Genomic DNA, 15,646 nt, shown 5'->3' with positions numbered 1-15,646 from the left:
TGATGGTCCTGTCGTCCCTGCTGTTCGCCACGATGGGCGTGTGCGTCAAGTACGCCTCCGCGTATTACAGCAGCGGCGAGATCGTGTTCTACCGCGGTATCGTGGGCGCCACCACCATCGCCCTGATGGTCTGGCACCGTGGCGGCACTCTGCGCACCTCGGTGCCCGGCATGCACTTCTGGCGCAGCGTCAGCGGCGTGCTCGCCCTGAGCCTGTGGTTCTATGCCATTGGCGGGCTGCCGCTGGCCACGGCCATGACGCTGAACTACATGTCTTCGGTGTGGATGGCACTGTTCCTGCTGGGCGGGGCCATCATCATGGGCGGCGCGCGCATCGACGGCCGGCTCATCGCCGCGGTGCTCACCGGTTTTGCCGGCGTGGCCCTGATCCTGCGCCCCACCATCGACGACCAACAACTCTGGCACGGCCTGGTCGGGCTGATCTCGGGCATGCTCTCGGCCACGGCCTATCTGCAGGTCACGGCCCTGGGCCGCATCGGCGAGCCCGAGTACCGCGTGGTCTTCTATTTCTCACTCGGGGGTGTGGTGGCCGGTGCACTGACGATGCTGGCTGGCGGTGCCAGCTCGCACACGCTGGAGGGGGTGGCGCTGCTCTTGGCCGTCGGCGTGCTGGCCACCGTGGCCCAATTGCTGATGACCCGTGCCTACGCCACCGGCAAGACCCTGGTCAATGCCAGCCTGCAGTACCTGGGTATCGTCTTTGCCTTTCTCTATGGCGTGCTGCTCTTCCGCGACCCGGTGACATGGATGGCCGTCGTCGGCATGATCCTCATCGTGGTCGCGGGCATCGCCGCCACCTTCCTGCGCAGCAAGACGGCACCGAACGTGCCCCCCCACACCACGAGCACCGAGTCATGAACCTGCCCACCCCGCTGATCTCTCCCGAGGCGCTGCGCGCCGCCATGGCGTCGGACCCGGCGCCCGTGCTGATCGACGTGAGCTTCGACCTGGCCGACCCGGCCGCCGGCGAGGCCGCCTACCTGCAGGCCCACCTGCCCGGCGCCCATTACCTGCACCTTGAGCGCGACCTCAGCGGCGCGAAGACCGGGCGCAACGGCCGCCACCCCTTGCCCACACGCGAGGACTTCGCCGCACGCATCGCCGCGTTGGGCATCGGCCCGGACACGCCCGTGGTGGTCTACGACCGCCAGGGCGCGATGTTCGCCGCGCGGGCCTGGTGGATGCTGCGCTGGCTGGGACACCAAGCCGTGGCCGTGCTGGACGGCGGCCTGCCGGCCTGGCAGGCCATCGGCGCAGCGCTGCAGGCCGGGCCCGTCGCGCCGCCGGCCCCCCGGGCCTACCCGTTGCGACCCGCCGCCGTGGCGATGCGCGATGCGCAGGCCGTCCTGCAGGCCCTGGGCACGCCGGGGCAACGCCTGATCGACGCCCGCGCCCCCGAGCGCTACCGCGGCGATGTCGAGCCACTGGACCCGGTGGCGGGCCACATTCCGGGCGCGATCAACCGCTTCTTCAAGGACAACCTCGATGCCGACGGCCGCTTCCGCCCGGCGCAGGCCCTCCAAGCGGAGTTCCGCGCGCTCCTGGGTGACACGCCCGTGCAGGCCGTGGTACACCAGTGCGGCTCGGGCGTGACGGCCTGCCACAACCTGCTGGCCATGGAAGCCGCCGGGCTGCATGGATCGGCGCTGTACCCGGGTTCGTGGAGCGAGTGGTGCGCCGACCCGACCCGGCCGGTCGAGCGGGGCTGAAAACCCGCCTTGCCCCTGCGCTTGATATGCATCAACATGCTTGCGTACGGGATACGCAAGATGACGGCATCCCTCATCGACAGGAGGTCACCATGTACAAGCGCATCCTCGTCCCCACAGACGGCTCCGAGATCACCCAGCGCGCCGTCGCGACGGCGGTGAGCCTGGCCAAGCAGTTCGGCGCCGAGGTCTACACGCTCAGCGTCAAGGACCCTTATCCCTACAGTGCGATGTCGGAGATGCAGCCCACACTGCCGCAGGAGTTCCTCGATGCACAGGAACGGGTGGCGGCCAAGAACGTCGCGGCGGTCAAGGAGGCCTGCGCCGCCCAGGGCGTGCCTTGCACCGGCCACACGGTGGAATCGGTGAGCGTGTGGGAAGCCATCGTCGACTACGCCAAACAGCACCAGGTCGACCTGATCGTGATGGCTTCGCATGGCCGCCGCGGCGTGCAAGCCCTGCTGCTGGGCAGCGAGACCAACCGCGTGCTGACGCACACCAACGTGCCGGTGCTGGTGGTGCGCTGATTCCGGCGGGTCAGTGGCCGTGGAACTGGTCCACCAGCACGAGGATCAGGCCCAGGCCCGCGGCCAGCCACAGCAGTTGGGCCACCGTCTCGCGCCATGACAGCCTGCGCTGCAACTGGGGGATCAGGTCGGCCACCGCCACATAGATGAAGCTGGACGAGGCCACCACCAGCAGGTAAGGAAACAGGTCCTCCCAGGGCTTCACGACGAAGTAGCCGACCACCCCACCCACCACCGCCGCCAGGCCCGAGACGGCGTTGTACAGCAGCGCCTTGGCGCGCGAGAAGCCTGCATTGAGCAGCACGATGTAGTCGCCCACCTCCTGAGGAATCTCGTGGGCGATGATGGCCAGGGCCGTCACCACCCCCAGGCGGGCATCCACGAGGAAGGCGCCGGCGATGATGATGCCGTCGCAGAAGTTGTGGATGCTGTCGCCCACCAGCACGGTCCAGCCGCCGCGGCCGGCCTGCTCGTGGTCGAAGCCATGGTGGTGGTGGTCGCCGTCGCCCTCGTGATGGTGGCCGTGGCGGTAGAGCTCGACCTTTTCCAGCAGGAAAAAGAACAGCAGCCCCCCCAGCAGCGTCAGGAAGAGGTCGTGGGCACCAGCCGAGCTCTCGAAGGCCTCGGGCAGCAGATGGATCAGCGCCGTGCCCAGCAGCACGCCGGCCGACAGGCTCACCAGGCTGCGCACCACCCGGCTCAGCACACTCACCGTGAGGCTGGCAGCAATGACGACGGACAAGACACCACCGATCAGGGTGGCCAGGACGATGTAGGCAAGCGTCATGGGAGCGGGACGGTGGACAACAGCAAAGAAGGGCCCGCAGGCCCTTCGCTGTGCATTGATGCAACAGCGATCTTATCAATCATGTCAAGATGGCGCCGCGGCCGGCCCGGCACGACCCGATGCCCGGGGTGACGACGGCAGCCCTTGCAGGGACAATCACGGCCATGATCTCCTCCACGCCCCCTTCCGCCTATGCGGCCGCACCTGCCGTGCGGCAGCCCGAGGCCGCGCCCGGCGAAGCCGGATCGCCACTGGCTGCCATCGACATGGGCTCGAACAGCTTTCGCCTGGAGATCGGCCAGATCGAGCGCGGGCAATACCGACGCCTGGACTACATCAAGGAAACCGTGCGCCTGGGCGGCGGGCTGGATGCGCAGGGCATGCTCACCGAGGAGGCCGCGCTGCGCGGCCTGGCCTGCCTGGCGCGCTTTGCCGAACGCCTGCGCAGCTTTCGCCCCGGCCAGGTGCGGGCCGTGGCCACGCAGACGCTGCGCGAGGCGCGCAACCGCGACGCCTTCCTGCGCCGAGCCCAGACCGTGCTGGGCCATCCGATCGAGGTGATCTCCGGGCGCGAGGAGGCCCGCCTCATCTACGTGGGGGTGGCGCGGCTGATGCCGCCCAGCGACGGCCGACGTCTCGTCATCGACATTGGCGGACGCTCCACCGAGATGATCCTCGGCGAAGGCCGCTCGCCCCTGCAGGCCGAATCCTTCCAGATCGGCAGCGTGAGCCTGTCGCTGCGCTATTTCGGTGACGGGCGCTACACGGAAACAGCGTTCCGGCAGGCCCAGGTGGCCGCTGGCGCCGAGCTGGAAGAGGCCCTGGAGACCTTCGCCCCCACGCGCTGGCAGCAGGCGCTGGGCTCGTCGGGCACGGTCGGGGCGGTGTCGCAGTTGCTGCTGGCCAACGGCGTGACCGACGGCACGATCACGCCCGAGGGCCTGCGCTGGTGCATGGAACGCTGCCTTCGCGCCGGCCGCGCCGAGCGCCTGTCCCTGCCCGGCCTCAAGGAAGACCGCAAGGCCGTGCTGGGCGGCGGGCTGTCGATCCTCTACACGCTGGCCACGCATTTCGGTATCGTCGCGTTGCAGCCGGCCCGGGGTGCCTTGCGCCAGGGCGTGATCTTCGACCTCCAGGACCGCTTGCACGGCAGCCTGGACAGCGAGCACCCTCACGACATGCGCGACGATTCGGTCCTGCAGATGCAGCTGCGCTTCGGGATCGACCGGCTCCAGGCTGAACGGGTGCAGACCGTCGCCCGCACCTTGCACGCCAGCCTGGCGCCCCAGGCACCGCTGGAAGTGCAGCGCGAACTGGACTGGGCCTGCGCGCTGCACGAGATGGGCATGATGGTCTCTCACCACGACCACCACCGCCACAGCGCCTACCTGCTGGGCCATGTCGACGCGCCGGGCTTCTCGCAATCGCAACAGCGCCGCCTGGCCGACCTGGTGATGGGCCAGCGCGGCGGCCTGCGCAAGCTGGAGGAGGCCTTGCGCGAGGAAACCTTCGCGCTGCAGGTCCTGAGCCTGCGACTGGCGGTGATCCTGTGCCATGCACGCAACCTGCCGGTGCTGTCGGCCCTCACCGCCAGCCGCCACGGCCGCACCATCTTGCTCAACATGGAGGCCGGCTGGGCGCAGGCCCATCCTCGCACGCTCTACCTGCTGCGCGAGGAGCAGGCTGCCTGGGAACGCAGCGAACTCTTCAGGCTGAGTCTGCGCACGCGCGCCTGAACGCATCGTTTGCTCAGGACTCGAACAGCACCAGCCGCCGTCCCGCCCTGTGCGGGTGTTCGATCACCTTGGCCGGCAGGCCGTACACCGCCTCCAGCGCGGCCGGGCGAAGCACCTCGTCCACCGGACCCTGTGCCACGGCTCGCCCGCCGGACAACAGCAGCAACCGGTCGCAGGCCTGGGCGGCGAGGTTGACGTCGTGCAGCACCAGCATCACCGCCAGCCCCTCCTGCCGGGCCAGCCGCCGCACCGTGTGCATGAGCCCGACCTGATGGCGGGGATCGAGGCTGGCGGTGGGTTCGTCCAGCAGCAAGGCACGGTATTCGCCGGGCCCACGGCCGGCCAGCACCTGCACGAGGCAACGCGCGAACTGCACACGCTGCTGCTCGCCGCCGGACAGGCTGAGGTAGCGCCGCCCCGACAGCCCCGCCACATCGGCCTCATGCATCGCCCGTTCGCAGCACTCCCGCAGGGCCTGCGGGCTGAGCATGAGATGGGGGTAGCCGCCCATGCCGACGACAGTGTCCACCTCCAGATCGAAGCCCAGCGACGGCGACTGTGGCAGCACGGCGCGGCGCCGTGCCAGCGCCTGCACGTCCCACAGACCCAAGGGACGATCGTCCAGCGTCAGCGTGCCGGCCCGGGCAGGCAGCTCGCCGGCCAGCGCAGCCAGCAGCGAGGACTTGCCGGCACCGTTGGCCCCGAGCACGCCCAGCACCTCCCCGCCGTGCAGGTCCAGGTCCACCCCGCGCAGGACTACACGATCCTGACGCTGCAAGTGCAGGTTGCACGCCCGCAGCGTCACGACCGGCCTCGCGTCAGCAGCCACAGTAGGAAAGGGCCGCCCACCAGGCTCGTGACGATGCCGATCGGCAGTTCGGCCGGGATGACCGCCACGCGCGCCACGGTATCGGCCAGCAGCAAGGCCATGGCACCGAAGACACAACACAGCGGCAGCAGCCAGCGATGGTCGGCGCCCACGGCCAGGCGCACCAGGTGGGGCACCACCAGCCCAACGAAGGCGATGGTGCCGGTCACGGCCACCAGCGGCCCCACGAGCAGGGCCGAGCACAGCACGATGCGGCGCCTCAGCCGCTCGGGTGCGTGGCCTAGGTGGCGCGCCTCGCGCTCGCCCAGCAGCAAGGCGTTCATCGCCCGCCAGTCGCGCATCAGCCAGGCCGACAAACCCACCACCCAGGGCACGAGCCAGGCCAGCAGCGTCCAGTGGGCACCGGCCAGGCTGCCCAGGTTCCAGAAGGTGAGGTTGCGCAACTGCACGTCGCTGGCCTGGAAGGTGAACAGGCCGATCAGACTGGCGCAGATCGCATTGATGGCCACCCCGGCCAGCAGCAGATGGGCCACCCCTTCGTGCCGCCCCCCCAGACGGTAGGCCGCCAGGGTGGCCAGCAAACTGCCAAGGAAGGCCGGTAGCGCGACCGCCGGCAGGGTCTGCGCCCCGAGCACGATGGCCACCACCGCACCGGCCGCACCGCCCAGCGAGATGCCCACCAGGCCGGGCTCGGCCAGCGGGTTGCGGAACAAAGCCTGCATCGCCGCCCCGCAGACGGCCAGCGCGGCCCCGGCGAGCAGGCCCAGCACGATGCGCGGCAGACGCACCTCGATCACCACCTGACGCCACAGGGCCTCGTCCGCATCGACCGGAGCAGACCACAGCGCCGGCCCGAGCCGCGCGAGCGGCACACTCACCGCCCCGAGGGCAGCCGACAGCAGTGCCACAGCGCCCACCAGCAGCAAGCCCATGGCCAGCCATCGCGCCGGCGCCGGCCGGTAAGACCGGGGCTGTACCCGCGTGTCGGCCACCGGGCTCATCGCCCCTCCATACCGGCACGCAGCCGCTGCAGCGCCTGTGGCAACCGCGGCCCGAAGCCCAGCAGCAAAAGGTCGTCCATCACGACGATGCGGCGCTGCCTCGCCGCCGGGGTGCCGGCGATGCCCGGCTGAGCGGCAAAGCGTTCCAGGTTACCCGCGGCAGCCACCGAGGACTCGGTGGTGACGATGATCTCGGGCTGCAAGGCCGCGACGATCTCGGCCGACACCGGCTTGAAGCTGGTATGCGCATGGAACACGTTGGTGGCGCCGGCCAGGGTCAGCAGGGCGTCGGCCGCCGTGTCGCGCCCGGCCGCCTGCAGGCGCCCGGTGTGGCTGCTCAGCAGCAGCACGCGCGGCCTTACCGGCAGCGGCGCCAGCGCACGCACCTGCCGGCCGATATCGGCTGCCAGCGCGCGCCCCCGTTCCTCCTGCCCCAGCGCCTGGGCCACCCCCTGGATACGCGCCTCGAGCGCCTCCAGCGTCGGCCCCACCGGCAGCACCACCAGCCTCAGGCCCAGGCGGCGCAGCTGTTCCAGTGCGGCCGGCGGCCCAGCGTGCTCGGAGGCCAGCACCAGGTCGGGCCTCAGGCTCGCCACCCCCTCCACCGAGAAGTTGCGGTAATAGCCCACCTGGGGCAAGGCCCGCATCGACGGCGGGTACTGGCTGGACTGGTCCACGCCCACCAGCAGCGCATCCGCCCCCAAGGCATGGACGATCTCGGTGACCACGCCGCCCAGGCTCACCACCCGGGCCGGCCGGACAGCCACCGCTGGGCCCCCGGCCATCATCAGCACGAGCAGCCACCGGCGGCGCCAAGATGCGGGACGGTGCATCTCAGGCCGCCAGCGGTTGGGTGCACAGATCGGCGAGCAGCCGGCGCCAGGCCGGCTGCTCCGGCTGGCCCGGCTTGCGGGCGCCGAAGAACTGCACGATCAGCCCACCGTCAGCGGCGTAGGCCTCCAGCGAGGTGACCCAGCCGTCGCTGGTGGGCTTGTTCACCACCCAGCACGAGGCGATCGCCGTGGTGTCCAGGTGCAGGTTGAAGCGCTCGTCGAGGACGTTGAACCAGGGACCGGTGCGCAACAGCCGGTGCACCACACCAGTGTGGATCTGCACGATGCCGCGGTTGCTGACGAAGCACATGATGGGCAACGCCCCAGCCGCCACCGCATGCAACATGCGCTCGACGGCCTCGGGCTCCACCGGCTGCGCCAGATCGGCGCCGGCGGCGCGCAAGGCCCCCAGACGCGAGACCTTGAACCGACGCAGCATCGGGAAGAACTCGTGCGTGTCCTGCAATCCCAGCCAATGGGCCCGCAGGGCGGCCGCGTCCTCGGGGGCATCGGCCTCCTCGGCCTGCACCACCGGCTCGGGCTGCACCGGACGTTTATCCTCCAGAGCATGCCGGGCGACCAGGGCGTCCCAGGCCTGCATGTCGGTCGCCTCGGTGCGATAGACCTTGTGCACCGCCACGCCGGCGGCATCGAAGAACTGCAAACTGTGGCGCTCGTTCTCGATCACCGCATAGGCATGCACCCAGTGCTCGAAGAAGAGCCGCAGGTCGATGTCCGGGCCCAGCACCAGGCCCACGGCGCCATCGACGCGGACATCCTCATAGCAACCATGGCGCTCGTGCACACACCAGTCGTTGCGGCTGAGCGCCATCACAGGGCCCAGTGCGGGCAGCGCGCGGACGATGTCCCGGGGTGGGGCGTCCAGCTCGTAGGAGGTGACGCCGCAGTCGGCGGCCACCAGCTCGGCCTCGCTGGCCTGGAGCCGCGCAGCGCGCTCGCGCATGCGCAGGCGCGGCTGTTCGGCCACCAGCCGGTCGTGACGGGCGCGCAGGTCGATCATGCGGATCTGGGCATTCATCGGACGACTCCCGGCTCGATCTCAACGCGCGGGCTGGACTTCGAAATCGAAGGTCCAGGTCTGAGCGCTGCTGGCGTTGTTCGGGTCCGCATACGCGATCGAGCGCAAGCGCATGCGAGCGAAAGTGTTGCCCTCACCGCCGCGCAGCAGGCTGCCTCGTTCAGGCTGGGCCTGTAGCAGATGTGCCACCGCGGGCAAGCCGGCCGCCTGCGCCGAAGCGGCCGTGGGGTGGTAGACGTACCAGCCGTAATCCAAGGCATTGGGATAGCTGCCGCGGGAGGCCGGGTTCAAGGCCGAGGCCAGGGCGTCGCGCACCCAGGCGCTGGCGCTGGCCGGCGCACTCAGGTCGCTGGCTTGCAAATCCGGCAGGGTGTCGTCCGCCAAGGTGGCAGACTGGAACTTCGCAGCGACGGGCGCCCCATTGGCATCGTAAAAGCCCGCCGGCGTGCGCCCCACGAAACCAGCGACCGTGCCGCTGCCGGAGCTGCCGCCGTTGAGCTTGACGTTGTAGCGGTTGAACGCGATGTGCCACGTGCCGGCTTCGCTGCTGACCGCGCCTTGGACGAGGTCGAAATACACCCAGCCTGCGCGGGCATCGACCGTGGCCTCTCGCACCGTGGTCGGCGCACGCCGGTCCACCCAGCGAAACGACGGGTAGCCCGAGGTGGTGCCGCCGGTGCCGCCGTAGTAGCCGGTGATCTGCAACGCAAAGACGGGCGAGGTCTCTGTGCCCACGGCATCGGCCGAAGCAGCGTTCGTCGTGATCAGGAAGACACGGAAGTTGGGGTAGAGGCGATGGTCGTTGGCCCCGCCCACGCCATACTCGAAAGCAGCCGACTGGATGCTGTTGCTGCCCGAGAACACCCCGCTGGCCCCATCGGCGCGAAACACCGTGGCCGGCAGCGTGGTGGCGTCGGTGTAGGTCTGCAGGGCCGACCAGGTGTGATCGAAGGGGCCGCCGAAAGCCCCGCCGGCGCCGGTGCCGCTGGTGCCGCTGTTGGTCCACAAGCTGACGCTGCCGCGCGAGCCCACCGTCAGCTTGAGATCCCAGGCCGTGCCGCTGCAGCCGCTCACTTCGGCGCGCGCATTGAAGTCGTAGCACACCGAGCTGCCGGCGGCCGGCAGCGCGACAGTCCACGTGGCCTGCTGTGTGAACGCCGAAACCGGGGTCGGCGAGGTGTCGGAATCAGCGGAATCCTCGCCACCGCCCCCGCCGCAGGCGGCGAGCCATACGGTGGCGCAGAGGATCGGCAACAGACGGACGACGGCATTTGACATGGAGGGTTCTCCTTGTGCGATTCAGGATTGGGGACCGAGGCTCAGGCGCAGGCCCAAGTAAATGAAGCGGCCCGACGCCGGACTGAAGTCCTGGGCCTGCATGAAGTCACGCTGGGTGTCGAACACGTTGTCCACGCCGGCAAATAGCGTCCAGCCGGCTCGCCACACGTGGTTCAAGCGCAGGTCCACGGTGGTCCAGGCCGGCGAGCGCGCACCGCTGGCGCTATCGGCCAGCTCGTCGCTTTGATGACGCACACGCACAGACCATTCGTTCCGCTCGCTGACGGCCCAGTCCGCTCCCAGACGCGCGATGTGACGGGGCCGGCGCGTGAGCTCGCTGCCACTGTCGAGGTCACGGGTGTCGGTGTAGGTGTAGGCGCCCTGCAAGCGCAGCGAGGGCCAGGCCTGCCATTGCACGCCGGTCTCCAGCCCCTGGGTGCGGGCTCGCGCCACATTTCGGTAGGTGTAGTGCGCCACACCATCGATCACGACGGCGCGTGCCAGATCGGTTTGAATGAGATCGCGCACCCGGTTGTGAAAGAGGTTCGCCTCCAACGACAGCCCGGTGCCGATCTGCACGCTGGCGCCGAGCTGGGCGCTGGTGGAGGACTCCGGGCGCAGGTCGGGGTTGCCGATCACCCGGTAGCCCAGGGCGCTGTGGTCGAACAAGTAGTAGCGCTCCTTCAAATTGGGCACGCGGTAGCCCTGACCCAGGCTGGCGCGCAGGCTGCCGCGCCAATCGGCCTGCCCGCCGATGCGGCGGCGCACGCTCAGCTTGGGTGCCGTGTGTCCGCCAAAATCGGAGTCGTCTTGCCAACGCACCCCCAGCAGCAACTCCCAGCGCTCGTCCAACGCGATGTCGTTCTGCACGAACAATTCGTGACTGCGCCTGGCCACGCGGCCGTCGAGCACCACCTCCGATTGGCCGTTGTTCGTTTGGGACAAGCCTTCCCGGTGCACGTCGATGCCGAACTGCCAGAGCTGGCGGCCCAGCGGCGGTGCGTCGAGTTGAGCACTGAGATGGCTCAAGTCCAGCTCGGCCCGACGTCGCCCGGTCTGCTCGGCGTTGGAGTATGAGAAGGTGTCAGCCTGATAGCGCTCGTGCACCCCGCGAAGGTCCAGACTCCAGCCTGCGTCCCAGCGCCAGCGGGTCCCTGCGGCCAGGCGATCGCGGTGCGCGTCTTCGGTTTTGCGCTGGGGCACGAGGCGCGGGGGCACGTAGTAGTCGTAACGTTTTTCCGCGTCTTCCCGGTATTGGCTGGCATCCAACCAAACCTCGCCCTGACGCACTGGATGCCAGGCCAGACGTACCCCCGCCTGGGCGCGCTGCACGGCGTCGCCTTGCCGGGCCCAGGCCGCCGGATCCAGCGCAAAACCTTGGTCGTCCAACACGTCGCCGACGATGCGCAGCCGCCAGCGCTGGCTGCCACCTTGCACGCCCAGCTGCACATGCGACTGCGCCAGATCGAAGCGGCGCCCCGAGGGGTTTTGCGCGCCCCGGCTGCCGCCTTCGAGCAGCACGAATCCCCCACGCCCAGGCGCGATGCCACGGGTGATCACATTGACCACGCCCCCCATGGCCGAGCTGCCATACTGCGCCGATGCCGCACCTTTGACCACCTCGATGCGCTGCACATCGGTCAGCAGGTACTGGCTGAGATCCACCGTGGAGCCGGTGCTGGCCGTCAGAGGCAGACCGTCAATGAGCACCAGTACCTGGTCGCTGCCCAGGCCCTGCATCGACAGCTCATAGCCCGACTTGCCGTGGATCTCCCGCAGTTGCACGCCGGGAAGGTTTTCCAGTGCCTCCTTCAGGGTGCGCGCATGCGTGCGGCGCAGCTCCTCAGGCCCCACCACCTCGGTGCGCACCGGGGTGTCTTCGACAGATCTTTCGGTGCGTGTGCCCGTCACGACGATGGTGTCCAGGGCCGCGGCCAGGGGCTGGGCCTTCGGCCCGGCCGGCACCAGGGCCAAACCCAGGCACAGGGCCAGCGCCGGCATCGGCCCCGGGGAGCCGTGATGCAAAGGAGACAGACAGGACACAGGAAGAGGCATCGACGGAACGAACACAAATTTTAATGCTAATCGTTCTCATTCGCTACCTCAATCAATATCTGGCGGCCAACAGGGCTTCGCACCCCATGCACCGCCCCGACCGAGCAGTCGAGGCCCTCGCCGAAAAAGTGGCCGGGCCATCCTGAGGAGCCGGGGCCTGCGGGGACCCGCGAGGCCGGGCGGGCAGCGCCTCGCGGCCGGTCAGGGCGCTCAGAGGCAGTCCACCGACTGCACCGCCAGCAGCACCACGGCACGGCTGCCGTCGCGCTCGCGCTGGCGCAGCCACCACACCGCCCCCTTCTTGATCGACCAGGGCTGCTCCACACCGGCCAGCAACTGCGCGGCCACCAGGCCCAGCACCGGTTGGTGGCCGACGACGAGCACCGGCTCAGGGGAGTCAGGCCAGCGCGCCGCACGCAGCACGGCCTGCACCTCGGCCCCCGGCGCCAGCGCGGCCACCGTGCGGAAAGGCCGGCCGAGGGCCTGGGCCGTCTGCTGGGTGCGCACCGCGGGGCTCACGAGGATGCGGGTGGACTGGGCCAGACGCTGATTGAGCCACTCGGCCATGCGCGCCGCCTGGCGCTCGCCCTTGGGCGTGAGGGGCCTCGCCAGGTCGTCTTGATCGGCGCGTGCCAGGGCGGCCTCCGCATGGCGCCACAGGATCAGATCCATCGCGCGCCCCGCCCTTTCAGCTTGCAGACGCGTACCGCAGCATCAGCGCCTGCTGGGCACTGGGCCCGTCGATGCCGACGCGCTCGTAGTGGCCGTCGGGGTGTTGGGTCCACGCGTCGCGGGCGTCGAGCAGGTAGGGCGTCAGGCACTCGTCGATCAGCCGCTGGCGTAGCGCGGCGTCGCGCACCGGCCAGGCCACTTCGATGCGCCGGAACATGTTGCGGCTCATCCAGTCGGCGCTGGACAGGTACAGAACCTCCTGATCGTCCGAGGCCCCCCAACGGAAATACAACAGCCGGCTGTGCTCCAGGAAACGGCCCACCACCGAGCGCACACGGATGCGTTCGGTATGCCCCGGCACCCCAGCCGGCAGGATGCAGGCTCCGCGCACGATCAGGTCGATGCTGGCGCCGGCCTGCGCGGCCTGCACCAGGGCCTCGATCAGCGGCACGTCGGTCAGCGCGTTGATCTTGGCCACGATGCGCGCCGGCGCGCCGGCGCGTGCGGCGTCGGCCACCTGTTCAATGTGGCGCAGCATCTGCTTGTGCAGGCTGAAGGGGGCCATCAGCAGATGGCGCGGGGTGCGCACACGGGTGAGGCTGGCCAGTTGCTGGAACACCACGTCGGCATCGGCCGTCAACTCCGCATCGGCCGTGAGGCAGCCGATATCGGTGTACAGGCGGGCCGTCTTGGGGTTGTAGTTGCCGGTGGACAGATGGGCATAACGGCGCAGCACCGGGCCGCGGGCGCCCTCCTCGCGCCGCGTGACCAGCAGCAGCTTGGCGTGTGTCTTCAGACCCACGATGCCGTAGACCACCTGGGCACCCACCGCCTCCAGGCGCTCGGCCCAGTTGATGTTGGCCTCCTCGTCGAAGCGGGCCTTGAGCTCGACCACCGCCATCACCTCCTTGCCCCGGCGCGCGGCCTCGATCAGCAGGTCCATCAGCACCGATTCGCTGCCGGTGCGGTAGATCGTCTGCTTGATTGCCAGCACGTCCGGGTCATGGACGGCTTCACGCAGGAACTGCACCACCGGTTCGAACGACTCGAAGGGATGATGCAGCAGCACATCGCCACGCTTGAGGCGCTCGAACATCGACACCTGCCGCGGCAGATCGCGCGGCCAGGCCGGCTCGAAGGCGGGGAAACGCAGATGGGAGGCATCGGCCTGGTCGATGAGCTGGTTGAGCCGGACGAGGTTCACCGGCCCGTCCACCCGGTACAGTGCCGCCTCGGGCAGGCCGAACTGCCGCAGCAGGAAACCCGACAGCTCGGCCGGGCAGGTGCTGACCACCTCCAGGCGGATGGCCTGACCGAAGTGGCGGGTGGTGAGCGAAGATCGCAGCGCCTGGCGCAGGTTGGTCACGTCCTCCTCGTCGACCGCCAGGTCGGAGTCGCGCGTGACGCGGAACTGGGAGAAGGCCTCGACGCTGCGGCCCGGAAACAGCTCCTCCAGGTGTGCGCGGATCACGCTGGACAGCAGCACGAAGGCCTGCTGCCCGTCGGTCAGCTCCTGCGGCAGGCGGATCACGCGCGGCAGCACGCGGGGCACTTTGACGATGGCGATCGAGTTGTCGCGCCCGAAGGCGTCCTTGCCGCCGAGCTTGACGATGAAGTTCAGCGACTTGTTGGCCACCTGCGGAAAGGGATGGGCCGGGTCCAGCCCCAGGGGCACCAGCAGCGGGCGCACCTGGCGCTGGAAGAAGCGGTCCACCCAGCGCCGCTGGGCTTCGTTGCGCTCGGCATGGTTCAGGATGATGATGCCCTCGCGCTTGAGGGCGGGCATCACCTCCTGGTTGAACACCGCATACTGGTGGTCGATGAGCTCGTGTGCGGCCGCGGCCACCTCGGCCAGGTCGTGCTCCGACACTCCGCCGCCAGGCCGCCGGGCCGCCTCGAGGTAGTCGCCGAAGCGCACCTCGAAGAACTCGTCGAGGTTCGATGAGACGATGCAGATGTAGCGCAGCCGCTCCAGCAGCGGCACGTCCGGTCGCCGGGCCTGGGCCAGCACGCGGCGGTTGAACTCCAGGATGGCCCTTTCGCGGTTGAGCAGCTTCAGGCCGGTGGCGGGCATGCCGGCGGTCGTCGGCCCCGACGACACCCGCTCGATCGACAGGACGGGGGCGAAATCCGAATTCATTGATTCAGTATATGACCGGCGCGTGACGGCTCGACGACAGACGGGCCGCCCGATGGCGGCCGCAGCGGCCCTCAGGCCGGCACCGCAATACCGGACGGGTGCGTCCGTCCGCGCCCCTGCCGGGCAGCCCAGTCGAGGATCTCCAGGCGCCCATCCGCATGTTCCACCAAGGCCGTGAGGCTCTCCACCCAATCGCCGTCGTTCGCATAGAGCACCCCGTCGATGTCGCGCAGCTCGGCATGGTGGATGTGCCCGCACACGACCCCGTCGACACCCCGCCGGCGCGCCTCGCGGGCCAGTGCTTCCTCGAAGTCGCTGACATAGCTCACCGCCCGCTTGACCTTGAGCTTGAGGTACTTCGACAGCGACCAGTACGGCAGCCCCAGACGCGCGCGCAGCGAGTTGACGTGGCGGTTGAGCCTGAGCGTGAACTCGTAGAGCGAGTCGCCCAGGTAGGCGAGCCACTTGGCACACTGGATCACGCCATCGAAAAGATCGCCGTGGGTGATCCACAGGCGCCGGCCGTCGGCGGTCATGTGCACCCAGTCCTCGGCCAGGTCCACGCCGCCGAAGTTGTGCCCCACGTAACGGCGTGCGAACTCGTCGTGGTTGCCCGGGATGAAGATCACGCGCGTGCCCTTGCGGGCCTTGCGCAGCAGCTTCTGCACCACATCATTGTGGGCCTGCGGCCAGTACCAGTGGCGACGCAGTTGCCAGCCGTCGATGATGTCGCCCACCAGGAAGAGTGTCTCGCACTCCACCACCCGCAGAAAGTCCAGCAGCGCCGCGGCCTGGCAGCCCGGCGTGCCCAGGTGGATGTCGGAGATGAAGACGGTGCGCACCCTCAGTACGTCGTCGTCCCGATGCCCCGCCTCGGCCGAAGCGGCGGACTCGGCCCCGTCGGCGCCAAGCGCGCCCGCGGCCGCACGGGCTGCGTGCGACTGAAAGAACTCGGTGGGCGGGATCCATCGCATGGACCCACATCGTGACGTGACGCCGTGACGCCGCCGCGTCAGGGCC

The 15,646-nt window shown here is 69.4% G+C and carries 14 protein-coding genes; 4 read left to right on the top strand and 10 right to left on the bottom strand.

From position 1 onward, the window contains the following. Positions 1-2 precede the first annotated feature (2 nt). The 3 genes from AC1ECW_RS10435 to AC1ECW_RS10425 all read left to right on the top strand — a co-directional run bounded on the left by AC1ECW_RS10435 (position 3) and on the right by AC1ECW_RS10425 (position 2,256). The gene (locus AC1ECW_RS10435) at positions 3-878 is read left to right on the top strand and encodes a DMT family transporter (RefSeq protein WP_409706750.1); all 876 of its coding nucleotides are present in this window, start codon (positions 3-5) and stop codon (positions 876-878) included. After that, entirely contained in the window at positions 875-1,729 is an 855-nt protein-coding gene (locus tag AC1ECW_RS10430) for a sulfurtransferase (RefSeq protein WP_409706735.1), read from the top strand. Before AC1ECW_RS10435 ends, AC1ECW_RS10430 begins: the two co-directional genes overlap by 4 nt. Positions 1,730-1,821: 92 nt before the next feature. Continuing rightward, positions 1,822-2,256, top strand: a complete 435-nt coding sequence (locus tag AC1ECW_RS10425) for a universal stress protein (protein ID WP_409706738.1) — start codon at positions 1,822-1,824, stop codon at positions 2,254-2,256. A gap of 10 nt (positions 2,257-2,266) precedes the next feature. Here AC1ECW_RS10425 and AC1ECW_RS10420 read toward each other — a convergent pair whose 3' ends face one another. Next, the gene (locus AC1ECW_RS10420; protein WP_409706741.1) at positions 2,267-3,043 is read right to left on the bottom strand and encodes a ZIP family metal transporter; all 777 of its coding nucleotides are present in this window, start codon (positions 3,041-3,043) and stop codon (positions 2,267-2,269) included. A gap of 164 nt (positions 3,044-3,207) precedes the next feature. Here AC1ECW_RS10420 and ppx point away from each other — a divergent pair, with 164 nt between their 5' ends. Further along, positions 3,208-4,779, top strand: coding sequence for an exopolyphosphatase (gene ppx / locus AC1ECW_RS10415; protein WP_409706744.1), 1,572 nt, complete (start codon positions 3,208-3,210; stop codon positions 4,777-4,779). 13 nt (positions 4,780-4,792) lie between these two features. Here the strand turns inward: ppx and AC1ECW_RS10410 are convergent, their stop codons facing one another. From AC1ECW_RS10410 to AC1ECW_RS10370, 9 genes are all read right to left on the bottom strand, one after another. After that, a complete protein-coding gene (locus AC1ECW_RS10410; protein ID WP_481201768.1) occupies positions 4,793-5,584 on the bottom strand; it encodes a heme ABC transporter ATP-binding protein in 792 nt (263 codons plus the stop codon). Continuing rightward, positions 5,581-6,609 (bottom strand): FecCD family ABC transporter permease, encoded by a 1,029-nt coding sequence (locus AC1ECW_RS10405; protein WP_409708185.1) that lies wholly within the window; start codon positions 6,607-6,609, stop codon positions 5,581-5,583. Before AC1ECW_RS10405 ends, AC1ECW_RS10410 begins: the two co-directional genes overlap by 4 nt. After that, the gene (locus AC1ECW_RS10400) at positions 6,606-7,442 is read right to left on the bottom strand and encodes a heme/hemin ABC transporter substrate-binding protein (protein WP_409708188.1); all 837 of its coding nucleotides are present in this window, start codon (positions 7,440-7,442) and stop codon (positions 6,606-6,608) included. Before AC1ECW_RS10400 ends, AC1ECW_RS10405 begins: the two co-directional genes overlap by 4 nt. Before the next feature lies 1 nt (position 7,443). Beyond that, positions 7,444-8,481 (bottom strand): hemin-degrading factor, encoded by a 1,038-nt coding sequence (locus AC1ECW_RS10395; protein ID WP_409708191.1) that lies wholly within the window; start codon positions 8,479-8,481, stop codon positions 7,444-7,446. Positions 8,482-8,502: 21 nt separating this feature from the next. After that, the gene (locus AC1ECW_RS10390) at positions 8,503-9,759 is read right to left on the bottom strand and encodes an HmuY family protein (RefSeq protein ID WP_409708194.1); all 1,257 of its coding nucleotides are present in this window, start codon (positions 9,757-9,759) and stop codon (positions 8,503-8,505) included. Positions 9,760-9,780: 21 nt separating this feature from the next. After that, positions 9,781-11,814: a TonB-dependent receptor plug domain-containing protein gene (locus AC1ECW_RS10385; RefSeq protein ID WP_481201767.1), complete on the bottom strand. Its 2,034-nt coding sequence runs from the start codon at positions 11,812-11,814 to the stop codon at positions 9,781-9,783. Between the two features lie 210 nt (positions 11,815-12,024). Further along, complete coding sequence (gene sixA, locus AC1ECW_RS10380) at positions 12,025-12,486, bottom strand: phosphohistidine phosphatase SixA (RefSeq protein ID WP_409708200.1); 462 nt, start codon at positions 12,484-12,486, stop codon at positions 12,025-12,027. Between the two features lie 16 nt (positions 12,487-12,502). Further along, positions 12,503-14,626: a polyphosphate kinase 1 gene (gene ppk1, locus AC1ECW_RS10375; protein WP_481201766.1), complete on the bottom strand. Its 2,124-nt coding sequence runs from the start codon at positions 14,624-14,626 to the stop codon at positions 12,503-12,505. A gap of 71 nt (positions 14,627-14,697) precedes the next feature. Then, a complete protein-coding gene (locus AC1ECW_RS10370) occupies positions 14,698-15,600 on the bottom strand; it encodes a UDP-2,3-diacylglucosamine diphosphatase (RefSeq protein ID WP_481201765.1) in 903 nt (300 codons plus the stop codon). Positions 15,601-15,646 lie beyond the last annotated feature (46 nt).

This window comes from Caldimonas hydrothermalis (assembly GCF_056746695.1).
Note: the sequence above shows the minus strand (reverse complement) of the source record. Positions and strands in the feature narration are given on the sequence as shown.

Coding starts and splice junctions, on each gene's coding strand:
- AC1ECW_RS10435 (WP_409706750.1), top strand. CDS start 3: ATGGTCCTGTCGTCCCTGCTGTTCGCCACGATGGGCGTGTGCGTCAAG.
- AC1ECW_RS10430 (WP_409706735.1), top strand. CDS start 875: ATGAACCTGCCCACCCCGCTGATCTCTCCCGAGGCGCTGCGCGCCGCC.
- AC1ECW_RS10425 (WP_409706738.1), top strand. CDS start 1,822: ATGTACAAGCGCATCCTCGTCCCCACAGACGGCTCCGAGATCACCCAG.
- AC1ECW_RS10420 (WP_409706741.1), bottom strand. CDS start 3,043: ATGACGCTTGCCTACATCGTCCTGGCCACCCTGATCGGTGGTGTCTTG.
- ppx (WP_409706744.1), top strand. CDS start 3,208: ATGATCTCCTCCACGCCCCCTTCCGCCTATGCGGCCGCACCTGCCGTG.
- AC1ECW_RS10405 (WP_409708185.1), bottom strand. CDS start 6,609: ATGAGCCCGGTGGCCGACACGCGGGTACAGCCCCGGTCTTACCGGCCG.
- AC1ECW_RS10400 (WP_409708188.1), bottom strand. CDS start 7,442: ATGCACCGTCCCGCATCTTGGCGCCGCCGGTGGCTGCTCGTGCTGATG.
- AC1ECW_RS10395 (WP_409708191.1), bottom strand. CDS start 8,481: ATGAATGCCCAGATCCGCATGATCGACCTGCGCGCCCGTCACGACCGG.
- AC1ECW_RS10390 (WP_409708194.1), bottom strand. CDS start 9,759: ATGTCAAATGCCGTCGTCCGTCTGTTGCCGATCCTCTGCGCCACCGTA.
- AC1ECW_RS10385 (WP_481201767.1), bottom strand. CDS start 11,814: ATGCCTCTTCCTGTGTCCTGTCTGTCTCCTTTGCATCACGGCTCCCCG.
- sixA (WP_409708200.1), bottom strand. CDS start 12,486: ATGGATCTGATCCTGTGGCGCCATGCGGAGGCCGCCCTGGCACGCGCC.
- ppk1 (WP_481201766.1), bottom strand. CDS start 14,626: ATGAATTCGGATTTCGCCCCCGTCCTGTCGATCGAGCGGGTGTCGTCG.
- AC1ECW_RS10370 (WP_481201765.1), bottom strand. CDS start 15,600: ATGCGATGGATCCCGCCCACCGAGTTCTTTCAGTCGCACGCAGCCCGT.